We start from the raw sequence: 10,814 nt of genomic DNA, 5'->3' as shown, positions 1-10,814 counted from the left end.
CCTTCCGGATCAGATGAAGCTCAGATGTTGCGGCGGCTTACCGTCTGGTGTGCCGAGATCAAGGCGTCCCTTCAGATGTGCATCCAGTGCCTCATTGACCTTATGCTGCAGGCAAAGCGTTCCGCACATGGTCTGGGCGTTGAAATCCGGTGAGGCCAGATGGTTCATGACCTCCCAGTATGCATCTGAAGCCCAGATATCGCGGAACCGGGTCTGGCAGATATTGCCGATGTGATAGCGTTTGTAGCGTTCGTTGAACAGCATGCCACAGGGGGCAACCAGCCCGGAGCCGGAAATCTGGATCATGAAGGGCGCGCCATAGCAGCGCTGATAGTTGCGGTTGGCGCCGTCTTCGATCTTCGACCATTTCACGGTGACCTGATATTCGTCGTCGGAATAGGTCTCGGCCTCATGCAGCAGATCATACAGCTCGACATACTTGGCATAATCAACGCCAAGGTCGCCGTCTTCATTGTCGCTGCAATGTTTGATGACCAGATAGTCCGGGCGCAGTTCCTTGCCCAGCTTCGCCAGCGGAATGACCTGATCGGCATATTCCGGCATCAGGACCATTTGGAGACCGATGGTGACATCCAGATTGTTCTTTTTCTTGATGTCGACCATGTCGCGGATGTTCTGGCAGACCCGGTCGAACCAGGCTTCTTTGACACCCATGATTTCGGCATAACGTTCCCGCTCACCGGCGGAAATATTGATCCGGATATAGGTCATATGCGGCAGGATCTGTTCCAGTTTGCGGCGGTTCAGGACAAATCCGTTGGTGCCGCAGGCCATGGAAAGGCCCAGTTCGCCACCCTTGACGACACTGTCGACAAAGGCCGGAGAAATCGTGCTTTCGCCATCGGAAACAAGGCTGATGCCCTTGACCCCGATTTCGGCACAATCTTCGAGAAACTCGAACATCACTTTCTGGTCGATGACCTTCCTGTCGTTTTCCTGCAGCATGGCATAGCAGAAATGGCAGCCGTAATTGCAGGCGCGGGTCATGGCCATGTCGATGGTTACCGGCGCAATCCGTTCTCCCCGTTTCCAGGCAGCAACACGGTCTTCATGCCAGGCGATCTTCGTGCCATCGAGAATGAGTTTGGTATGGTCAATCATGCCGGTCATCGCAAGGCCCTCCCTGAGGGTTCAAAGTGACAGGCTGAGAAGGTCGTGATGCGCAACACCGAATGTTGCGGCTTCATATAAGCGCTCATCGCATTCTGCTCCAAAGCGGTTCGCGGTATCCCGCGTAAAGGCACCGACTTTCTGTCGATAAAAGGCAGAATAGCGTGTTGCGGGGTGTTTCTAAAGACTTTCCCAACCATAATGGGGTTTATGATTACCTGTTTTCCTTTAACGATACCTTTCGGGCGATGAACTGAATGACGGCAGATCAGGGTCACGATGATCTTTTGATCCGCGCCGATGCGGCTATGAAGGCAGCGCAATGGACTGTGGCGATCGGTTATCTCCGGCAGTTACAGACGGTGGGTGCTGGCGCAGAAGTCGATAATGCGCTGGGTATTTGTCTGGCCCGCTCTGGCGATCCGGCTTCAGCAATCAGGGCTTTCGCAATGGCCAGCCACAAGGTGCCGGGCAATGCGGAGTTTCGCTTCAATCTTGCGACGGCTCAGAAGACTGCCGGCGATCTGGCCGCGGCACAGGCAACCTTCAGGGCGCTGCTGGCAATTGCACCGGAACATATCAATGGCTGGTTCAATCTCGGGAATACCTGCCTGCAACTGGGGCAGGCGGATGCGGCGGTTGAAGCTTACGAACAGGCTTTTCGGCTCAGGCCGGACTGGGCGGAACTCTGCCGCAATCGTGCCATCGCCTTGCGGGAGTCCGGTCGCTATGAAGCGGCACTTGCGGCGGCCCGGGAGAGACTGGCCGACAATCCGGGGGATTTGGCGCTGGTACGTGTCATCGCCGTCTCTCTCGACAGGCTGGGTCGGTCGGGCGAGGCGGCAGATATCCTCGCTGCCTCTCCGGAGTGCGCAGACATCGATCTTTTTGCGGAACTGTCCCTGAATGCGGGGCAAACCGGTCAGGCTCTAGCGGCACTGGCAGAGGCATATCGCAACACCGGGGATAGTGTCTGGGCCATCAGGAAGCTGCTGGCGCATCCGCCCGTTGTCGCCGGGGTGGATGAGGTTGTCGACCTGCGATCCCGGTTTGATGAGAATCTGAAGGCCCTCAGAACGGGGGGTACTGAGATTGCGGATCCACTGGCAGCGGGGCTGGGGCCGGCATTTTACCCTGGTTATCACGGTGAGGATGAACGTGAGCGCCAGATTGGACTCTCAGCCCTCTACCGGTCGCTCTGTCCCGGCCTGAACCATGTCTCTGCCAGCCTGTTAGGGGCAGGATCCCGTCCTGAGAGGTTGCGTGTCTGTTTTGTCTCGCGCCATCTGGTCTCGCATACTATCGGGCAGTTGCAGCGCGGTTTTATCGCGGGTCTCGATCGCAGACGGTTTGAGGTTCATGTCGTTGGCTTCGCGGCACCGAAAGACCCGGTGGCACAGCAGATTGCAGGCTCGGCTGATCATTTTCATATCGCCTCGCCTGATATCGCAGGCGCCTGTCAGACCATCGAAAGCCTGAAACCTGATATCATTGTCTATCCGGACATTGGCATGGAGCCGCTGACCTACTTTCTGGCCCATGCCCGTCTGGCCCCGGTTCAGTGCGCCGCATGGGGACATCCGCTGACGACAGGAATCGACAGCATCGATTATTTTATCAGTGGCGCAGAATTTGAAGCAGAGAACCCGACCGGCCATTACAGCGAAAAACTGTTCTGTCTCAGCGGTCCGGCGACTGTTTATCAGCGACCCGCCATACAGCGGGTCTTTTCGCCTGAGGAACTGGGACTTGATCCGGCCCGGAGAAGCTATTTCTGCGGACAGAGCCTGTTCAAGATGCAGCCTGATTTTGATGCGTTGCTGGCCGGTATTCTGCGGGCTGACGAACAGGGTGAGGTGCTGCTGGTGGAAGGGGGGCATGCCAGTTGGTCCGGTTTACTGCGTGAACGGTTTGCGAGAGATATCCCCGATGTTGCCTCCCGGATCCGTTTTTTGCCGAGGCTTGGCTATGATGCTTTCCTGTCACTGACCGGGAAGGCGGACGTGCTGCTCGATACCACGCAGTGGAGCGGGGGAAACACGGCGCTTGAGAGCATTGCTCTGGGCCAGCCAATGGTGATGTTGCCGGGCCGTTTCATGCGGGGGCGCATCAGTGCCGGGATGTACCGGGTCTGCGGTGTTACGGAAACAATCTGTGATACGCCGGAGGCATATATCCGGACAGCCGTAAGACTGGCCGGCGACCGCAGCTGGCGCAGCGAGATACAATCGAGAGTGCGAAATGGCGCTGGCAGGTTGTTTGAGAGGGCGGAATGCCTTAGAGAATTGGAAAGGTTTTTTGACGATGCTTATGGCAGCGCGTCGTGATCGCACGATGCCGGCTATCTGACTGAACAGGGTACATCATGGCGATCACAGTCATTGAATACAGCGTCCTCATCAATTTGCGGAAAAGTTCACTGCTGCCGGAAAATCCCAGCATTCTGGAGATCGGTCAGCAGAACTGGTACGGGGATGTCCCGATGGAAATCCTCGGCGCCCATATCACCGAGGCCTTTGGCGATGATCAGGCGGGAATTGAGAAAGTCGCAGCCGAGCTGATGGATATCGGCCGGCGGGACGGCGAGTTCAAATCCTTCGAACTGGTCCAGTTCTTCTATAATTTTGTGTTCAACAACCGCAGTTATACGGCCGTTGACATGCATGGCGGACCGGAAGCCATTCGGGCAAACCTGAACGAGCCGCTGAATCTTGATCAGCAATATGATGTGGTCACCAATATCGGCACTGCAGAACATGTGTTTAACGTCTATCAGGTGTTCAAGACGATTCATGATGCGACGGCACCCGATGGGCTGATGATTCATTCCGCTCCGATGCTGGGCTGGCCGGACCATGGATTTTTTACTTTCCAGCCAACTTTGTTCTTCGATCTGGCTGAGGCCAATGACTATCAGGTCTGTGTTCTCGCGGTTGGTCAGCACGGCCCGTTCAAGATTTTCGATATCGGGACCCGTGAGCAGTTCGTCACACTTGCCGCCTCCGGTCGTATCCCGAAAATGGCAGAGATTGCCTGTGTTCTGAAAAAAGGCGCAACGGAAAAGCCGTTCCAGGCGCCGATGCAGGGAATTTACTTCGGCGACATGCCGAAGGAATCACTGGAACACTGGCGCGGTCAGCATGACCACGGATCACCGGTCTAGCCGCTGATCCCGCCAGACTTCCAGATCACGTCTGATCTGCGTGAGCGGCAGGCGCCAGTCACCATAGTCCCGTTGTCTGTAAAGCCGGGTGCCCGGATACCAGGGTGATCTGTCTCCCCGCGCGAACCAGTGCCAGAGCGGCTGCGTATTCAGCAGAACCCATGCAGGCCTGCCGAGGGCGCCAGCCAGGTGAGCCGTGGTGGTTGAGATGCAGATAAGCAGATCGAGTCCGACTATCTGCGCTGCGGCCCGGTCCAGATCTTTCAGCGCATTGACACTGTCATCCTGATATAGCGGCCTGCCGGTGGACTGTTCCAGTGCCCGTGCTTCCGTCAGGCCGGATTCGCCGAATTGCAGGCTGACGAAATTTATACCGGTCAGGCGCAACAGGGGGCGCAGCAGAGGCGTCGGAATGGACTTTGACGTTGCGGCGGGCGTGCGTTCCGTGCTCCAGCAAAGCCCGACGGCGGGGGTGTTATCTGCATTGGGACAGCGGTCGGAAATTTCCCGTATGACGTCCGGGGCGGCAGCCAGCCATGTGGTTTCGGCAATGTCAGAGCGGTAGCGCAGCAGGTCACCGGCCGGGCAGAAACAGTCGAGATGGCTTGCCGTTGTTGCGGGATGTGGCGGGTTCGTCCGGGGGACTACGGTTATACCGGGATGCGCGCGACGCACCATTGGTATGAGCCGGTCTGTTATCTCCAGCGTTACGGAAGCGGCCTCGTTTGTGACTATCGCCAGTGGCCGCAGATGCAGAATTTCCTCGCCCAGTCCCTGTTCAGTGCGGATCAGCAGGTGACGGCCTCTAAGCGACCCGCCCTCCCATCTTGGCAGCCCGGGACTGCTCAGCGTCTCCGGATGGCGGTCAAAACGGCATTCATAAGCTTGAAAGCCCCGGGTCAGGTCGCCGCTGGCAAGTAATGCAGTGGCTTGATTGAATTGGACCTCGGTATCATCCGGTGATTGTTGCAGGACTTCCGCATAAGCGGCGGCGGCACGTGCGGGGTTTCCATTCTGTTTAAGAGCGTCTGCATAAAGTGCCAGAGCCGTCTCATCAGCCTGCTGCATCAGGTCAGCAGCTTTCTCTGACTCCCCGAGGTTTAGCAGGGCCTCTGCGGCAAGCCCGGTTGCGTAGCCATGGCCCGGTTTGATCTCCAGTATCTGCCGGGCAGTTTCCAGCATTGCTGTCCAGTTGCCGCAGGCTCTGCAGGCACGGGCAAGGACCAGTTGCGCAGATATTCCGGCACCGCCAGCGATGGCCTGATGGGCGGAGTGCGTGGCCCTCAGGGCATCACCAGCTTCAAGTTGCAGCTCTGCCAGCCGGACGCGCATGTCTATGCTGGCAGCCGGATCTTTGAGGGCCTGATCAAGATATGCCAGTGCAGCCTTCAGGTCTGCGGATTCTGCAGCCTGTTCTGCCAGTTCACCGACCAGCACAGGGGACCTGCCGGCCAGCTGAATGGCGGCGTTTATGGCTTGCTTTGCTTCACTGGACAGCCCTGCCTTGCGGCAGGCGACGGCACGCAGATGCAGGAGGCGGGCATCGGGCTCTGACAATTCGATGAGTTTCTGATAGGTCCGGGCCGCTTCGGCAAAGCGCCCGCCGGTTTCCTGTACTGACGCATCGAACAGCAACTGTTTGCGCTGGATCAGCCGGGGGTCAATCAACCGGGCTTGCCTCCGTATTTTGTCTGGGTCGGCCAGCCGATTTCCCGGACCTCCACACGCCGTGCGACAGAGACCATACGGGCTTCCGGCGGGGCATTGCGAAATCTTTTGACGGCGGGAACATCAACGAACTTCCGTGCTGCTGCGGGTCCGGTCATCGCCGCGATGAGATGAATTTCGAAACCGTTCTGGTTATAGAAATCATAGAACAGGGTCGGGTTAAGATTGTAGAAGCCGTGATTGAACATGCTCATCGGGTTTGCGTGCAGCACAAAGCCCCCAGCGGCGACTGATGTGGCGGCGTTGCGTATGGCCTGTCCGATGTTGAAGCAATGCTCGACCGTTCCCGGATCCAGCACGAGATCAAAGGCTTCCCGGTAATCCGGGTCAAGCGGCTCATTCAGGTCGACAATCCGGTCAACATCTCCGGCCTCGACAACGTCGACAATGGTGATGTCGCAGCCGATGGCATCAAACAGGCTGCGGGTATCCGGTAAATCGCCGGTGCTCTCAGGTAACCCGTGTCGTTTGCGAACATCGGCAGAATCAGCCCGGGGCTGTATTTTTTCCGGGTCATGATGTGGGAACACACGGGGTATCTGATCGACAGACATCAGCAGGTCGGGGTGTGCTAGCGACAGGACTTTCAGACGGCGAGTCCCGGCGGGCAATTTATCGACGATTGCCCCGATGGTCTGAATGATGGGAAGGGCGAGCGCCATCAGCCGGGCCAGCGCGCAGAAACATAATCAGCCATTGCCGATTTTCGTTTGCCCTTGAAGTGCAGCACCAGCCTGTCCCGGGCTTCATCCGGCCCCGGGATGGCATCCGCTGGCGGCGTATGGTTGAAGGTCTCGCAGGGGAAAAAGCGGTAGTGCGTGCCGTCAATGGTGGTGTCATCACCGTTGCGGCTGAAGAATGCATCCCGGCCGACGGCGTCCAGCAGGGCGATCTGGTTGCCGCCCCAGGCGAAATATTTTTCCGGCTGGGTCATATGTGCCTTAAGTGCCCGCTGATAGTAGGCGAGGGCTGGTTTGCGCTGGCCGGGCTGAAAGAACATTACGCCGCCATTGATCGGTATATTGATGACCTGTCCGTCAATGCGGCAGAAACCGTCCATTCGATAAGTCAGGCCAACCTCAAACGGCTGATCGAAGACCGACATCAGCGAGTGATTGAAGACAATATCGGTATCTACAAAAGTCGTTGGTGCATCATAGAGGGGTGAAGCAAGGAAGGCGCGCTGAGCCTGCATCCGGCAAAGCATCAGGCGTTCCCGTGGAATATCAAAACGCATGATTTCATCTGCGCCGATATTGTCAGGAATAACAGTCGTCTGATCGGTCAGGACGACCAGGCGGCAACCGGGCAGGCTCTGGCGCGCAGAGAATGCCATTGCCCCGAGTACCGCATATTCATCGAAGCCGCCCGGTCTTGGGCCGAGGTCGACGAAGAAGGTGACGACGTTGATGGAGACTGCGCTGCCAGACACCGGGTGATGCTCCCTGCTATTCGTCAGTCAGCCGGATCGACTGAGAACAGGACATGTTGTCCGGGATACGGATAGCTTATGTCGGTTTTCGTTGTTGCCTGAAGGCCCAGTCTGGAAAGGGTAGCCAGCAGATCATCAAGAGTTTTCCAGCTGAATGATTCCCAGAACTTGAACGGGAAACCTTCGTCTGAACCGCGCTGGATATCGGCAATCATCATACCGCCCGGTTTCAGCACCCGCCGGACTTCTGCAACAAAGCTTTCAATCTCGAACACATGGTCGAAGACATTGGTGAAGGCGAAATCAACAGAACCATCGGCGAACTGCAGATGATTGAAATCGCCATGTACGACATGCTTGTTGTTTTCACCCGGATTGAGGTCGATGCCGACGGCAAAGGCACCGTGATCAATGAAGGCTTTTACTTCCGTGCCGATACGGGCGCCAAGGCAGATGACGGACCGGCCCTTGATGTCTTTGCTGATCGGGTTCAGTCTTGCGGCAAGCTGCTGCCGGTAGTCGATATCATACTGGTCCAGCCAGCCGATGGTGCCGAGCTTGCCCTTCTGGTGCGACAGATAAGCTTCATAGCTTTCATATTCGCGACGGCCGTGGGCGGCGTCAGCGTCGTCTTCTTTCCATTTCTGACCGACCCTTGCTTTCAGCTGTTCGGCGTCGAGCAGTGCCGACAGTTTCCGGATCATCTGATCGTCAATTTCGTTATGGGCCGAAAAACCATGTCCGCAATCGGGGCAGGTGAGTTTCATCTCCAGCGGAATGCTAACCATATGGGGTAACCTTAATCTGGAACGGTTTAGACGGAAGAATTTTTCGCCCGCTTCCGGTTATCGGCAGCCGCTTTTGCCGCCTGATCGACAAACAGGGTGGCATCGCGCTCGCGAAACCATTCTTCGGCGTAATCACAGGAGGCATAATCGTCGAAATAGGGCCCGCCGGTTGTGTAATGCAGCAGGGATACATCGGGCGAATGAGGGTAGTAATCGACGAGATAATTCCACCGGCGAGGCAGATCGCCAATTTCATCATCACTGTTGAGCCACTTGAACTGATGCAGCTCCAGACCGGAGGCAGTATTGACATATTCAGGTGTCAGCGCCGTGCAGCGTGGCCCGTTGAACATCATCACGCTCGACCAGTTCTTTTTCTCATAACTGGTCTGTGGCTGATTGAGAAATTTTGTTGCTTCTGTTGGCTGATGGTCATGTTTGACCACCATTACGGCATAGCGGTCGTCGCGCAGCGCCCACAGATTGGCGATGTCATCGACCATCAGCATGTCGCAGTCCATGAAGATGGTCCAGCCGTCGAAACCGGCCAGATAGGGCGTCAGAAATCGGGAAAAAGAGAAGTCGGTCGATTGTAGCGGGTGCCGTTCACGCCACATCACCTCTGACATCTGATCCAGTGCCAGCGGGGTTATGCAGACCGGCTGAGTTGCCCGTGCATGGATCGAACGGCTGAGGACATGAAAAGCGGCTTCCTCCCGCGGGTCGAAGCCAATGAAGACCCGGATCAATGTATCCCGATTACTGGCATCCCCGCCATTCATGCAGAATCAGGCATATCAAAAGCCGGGCGTTCCGGCGGGGTTTGTTCCGCCTGGGCTTCGCCAGGGTTTGTACGCAACCCTTCGGCCAGATTCCGGTTGATATTGATCAGCACATTCAGCATCTCAGGCTTACCCTCAAGCAGGGCGGAACCCGTATGCTTGTCGACAAAAATCGACAGGCTGACGACGTTTGCCTTCAGCTCGGGCGGCAGCTGGTTTGCCGGATCGGTCACGTCAGCCTGGATAATGGTCCAGAGCAACTGATTGAAGCGCAGCGCCTGTGCATACTTATCGTAATCATCCGGTGACTTCTGCGCGTCTTCCATCATCAGCGCAGCCTTGGTGAAGGCCATGGCCTCGACTTCGCGGGGTGACAGTGATTTCTTCTGTGTCGCCTGGTAGGCGGCGATACCACTTGCGTCAGCCGGCATGACTAAGCACCTCTTGTTCGTATTTGATCAGCTTTTTGCATTTCTTCAGCGCGGCATAGTGTTTCCCGCGAAGAATTTCTTCTGACAATTCGGTAATTTTCAACAACAGCTCTTTATCCATATAGGTATCAAGCATGATCTTGATGAGATCAAAATAGATCGAATGAAAATTCTGCTCTTTTTGCGGTTCTGCATACATGTTCAGGATCGTCAGATAGATCTTCTTTGAAATGCTGTCGGCTTCTTCTTCGGTGATGATATCGCGTTCACGCAACAACGGCACCTGATTTAACAGAATGATTTCCGACTTGGAATCACCGTTGACGATCACGGCATTGCCGATCAGAACTTTTTCGTTTGGTTTAAGTGTCAGCTTTAAGGGCATGGCCCGGTATATCCTGTTATAGACAGCATCAGGGTGGCGCAGTGCGCCATCAGACGCAATAGTGACCTGATACCGTTAAGGAAGGGTTGTCCACAATGCGTATTGATGCGTATCAGCTTGAAGGAAGAATTCTGTGAGAACCATTTTCGTTGGCGGCTGCATGCGATCCGGCACAACTGTGCTGCAGGCCCTGCTGTGCAGAGGCGAGCGAACCAACGACCTGATTGATGAGGCGACCCTGCTGACCTCGCTGGCACATATGTACCGGTGGGGGCTGGAAACCTTCGACGATCTGCATCACCAGTATTTCCGGGATCAGGAAAACCTGCGCCAGGTTGCTTCAGTCTGGATTGACAGCATGATCAGCAATCTGGGCGACATGCATCCGGATGTCGAAACTCTTGTCGTCAAGAATCCGGCAAGTACGGAATATTTCCCGGAGTTTTTCGAGCTTGCACCGGAGGCGCGGTTTGTCGTCAGCGTTCGCGATCCGCGAGATACAATTGCCTCAATGGCCAGGGCTGCGGAGAAACAGCGTGCAGCGGGTATGGCCTCCAGCGTGTCTGATGCAGGTCGGGACATGGCCAAGCTGTCTGATGTCTATGCCCGCGCCTATGCACCGCTGGTTATCCGTCAGGGGGCAGCCTTCAAGCGCCGGGTGAAATTCTTTAAGTATGAGGATCTGGTGACCGACCCCGCAACGGCTATTGCCGGGCTTTCGGAATTTACCGGTCTGACCTTTCCGGATAATGCACTGGATAACCTCTGGCAGGGGGCGTCGGCAGGCCATATGAAAGATCCGGACTACCCGACTTTTTCAGAAAGCTATGGCAAGCCGCTGTCGGCCGCCCGTATTGGCACGGCATCGGAATATCTGACCGCAGCCGAGATTGAAGAAATTGAGGGGTATTGCGGCGCCCTGATGCATCATTTCGGTTACCACTGATCTGAATTCCGGTTTGGTGCCGCTGTTC

11 protein-coding genes are annotated in these 10,814 nt (G+C 56.3%); 3 read left to right on the top strand and 8 right to left on the bottom strand.

All coding sequences use genetic code 11. The annotated features are described in order from the left end of the window. Positions 1–9: 9 nt before the first annotated feature. Positions 10–1,131 carry a radical SAM protein gene (locus GH722_19170; protein ID MRG73886.1) on the bottom strand — a complete coding sequence of 374 codons (1,122 nt, stop codon included), beginning with the start codon at positions 1,129–1,131 and terminating at the stop codon, positions 10–12. A 257-nt stretch (positions 1,132–1,388) separates the two neighbouring features. Here GH722_19170 and GH722_19165 point away from each other — a divergent pair, with 257 nt between their 5' ends. After that, positions 1,389–3,458 carry a tetratricopeptide repeat protein gene (locus tag GH722_19165; protein ID MRG73885.1) on the top strand — a complete coding sequence of 690 codons (2,070 nt, stop codon included), beginning with the start codon at positions 1,389–1,391 and terminating at the stop codon, positions 3,456–3,458. Between the two features lie 38 nt (positions 3,459–3,496). Beyond that, the gene (locus tag GH722_19160) at positions 3,497–4,294 is read left to right on the top strand and encodes a methyltransferase domain-containing protein (GenBank protein MRG73884.1); all 798 of its coding nucleotides are present in this window, start codon (positions 3,497–3,499) and stop codon (positions 4,292–4,294) included. On the opposite strand, the gene GH722_19155 is transcribed toward GH722_19160, so the two are convergent. From GH722_19155 to GH722_19125, 7 genes are read right to left on the bottom strand one after another with little or no spacing between them, the layout of a single operon-like run. Further along, on the bottom strand, positions 4,283–5,962 hold the full coding sequence (locus GH722_19155) for a tetratricopeptide repeat protein (protein MRG73883.1): 1,680 nt from the start codon (positions 5,960–5,962) through the stop codon (positions 4,283–4,285). The two genes, GH722_19160 and GH722_19155, sit on opposite strands and share 12 nt — an antisense overlap. Then, positions 5,959–6,684 carry a hypothetical protein gene (locus GH722_19150; protein MRG73882.1) on the bottom strand — a complete coding sequence of 242 codons (726 nt, stop codon included), beginning with the start codon at positions 6,682–6,684 and terminating at the stop codon, positions 5,959–5,961. The genes GH722_19155 and GH722_19150 overlap by 4 nt, the downstream gene beginning before the upstream one ends. Continuing rightward, positions 6,684–7,454 carry a hypothetical protein gene (locus GH722_19145; GenBank protein MRG73881.1) on the bottom strand — a complete coding sequence of 257 codons (771 nt, stop codon included), beginning with the start codon at positions 7,452–7,454 and terminating at the stop codon, positions 6,684–6,686. Before GH722_19145 ends, GH722_19150 begins: the two co-directional genes overlap by 1 nt. A gap of 23 nt (positions 7,455–7,477) precedes the next feature. Next, complete coding sequence (locus tag GH722_19140; GenBank protein ID MRG73880.1) at positions 7,478–8,242, bottom strand: methyltransferase domain-containing protein; 765 nt, start codon at positions 8,240–8,242, stop codon at positions 7,478–7,480. 26 nt (positions 8,243–8,268) lie between these two features. After that, on the bottom strand, positions 8,269–9,024 hold the full coding sequence (locus GH722_19135) for a glycosyltransferase (protein MRG73879.1): 756 nt from the start codon (positions 9,022–9,024) through the stop codon (positions 8,269–8,271). Further along, complete coding sequence (gene flaF, locus GH722_19130; protein MRG73878.1) at positions 9,021–9,455, bottom strand: flagellar biosynthesis regulator FlaF; 435 nt, start codon at positions 9,453–9,455, stop codon at positions 9,021–9,023. The genes GH722_19135 and flaF overlap by 4 nt, the downstream gene beginning before the upstream one ends. Then, positions 9,445–9,840 (bottom strand): flagellar biosynthesis repressor FlbT, encoded by a 396-nt coding sequence (locus GH722_19125; protein MRG73877.1) that lies wholly within the window; start codon positions 9,838–9,840, stop codon positions 9,445–9,447. Before GH722_19125 ends, flaF begins: the two co-directional genes overlap by 11 nt. 133 nt (positions 9,841–9,973) lie before the next feature. Between GH722_19125 and GH722_19120 the strand changes: the two genes are divergently transcribed. Next, the gene (locus tag GH722_19120) at positions 9,974–10,786 is read left to right on the top strand and encodes a hypothetical protein (GenBank protein ID MRG73876.1); all 813 of its coding nucleotides are present in this window, start codon (positions 9,974–9,976) and stop codon (positions 10,784–10,786) included. Positions 10,787–10,814 lie beyond the last annotated feature (28 nt).

Source organism: Alphaproteobacteria bacterium HT1-32 (assembly GCA_009649675.1).
Taxonomy (GTDB): Bacteria; Pseudomonadota; Alphaproteobacteria; order Rhodospirillales; family HT1-32; genus HT1-32.
This window is presented reverse-complemented; position numbering and strand designations above follow the sequence as displayed.

What these genes read in the sequence shown, in the direction of transcription:
- GH722_19170 (MRG73886.1), bottom strand. Translation starts at nt 1,131, where the DNA reads ATGACCGGCATGATTGACCATACCAAACTCATTCTCGATGGCACGAAG.
- GH722_19165 (MRG73885.1), top strand. Translation starts at nt 1,389, where the DNA reads ATGACGGCAGATCAGGGTCACGATGATCTTTTGATCCGCGCCGATGCG.
- GH722_19160 (MRG73884.1), top strand. Translation starts at nt 3,497, where the DNA reads ATGGCGATCACAGTCATTGAATACAGCGTCCTCATCAATTTGCGGAAA.
- GH722_19150 (MRG73882.1), bottom strand. Translation starts at nt 6,684, where the DNA reads ATGGCGCTCGCCCTTCCCATCATTCAGACCATCGGGGCAATCGTCGAT.
- GH722_19140 (MRG73880.1), bottom strand. Translation starts at nt 8,242, where the DNA reads ATGGTTAGCATTCCGCTGGAGATGAAACTCACCTGCCCCGATTGCGGA.
- GH722_19135 (MRG73879.1), bottom strand. Translation starts at nt 9,024, where the DNA reads ATGAATGGCGGGGATGCCAGTAATCGGGATACATTGATCCGGGTCTTC.
- flaF (MRG73878.1), bottom strand. Translation starts at nt 9,455, where the DNA reads ATGCCGGCTGACGCAAGTGGTATCGCCGCCTACCAGGCGACACAGAAG.
- GH722_19125 (MRG73877.1), bottom strand. Translation starts at nt 9,840, where the DNA reads ATGCCCTTAAAGCTGACACTTAAACCAAACGAAAAAGTTCTGATCGGC.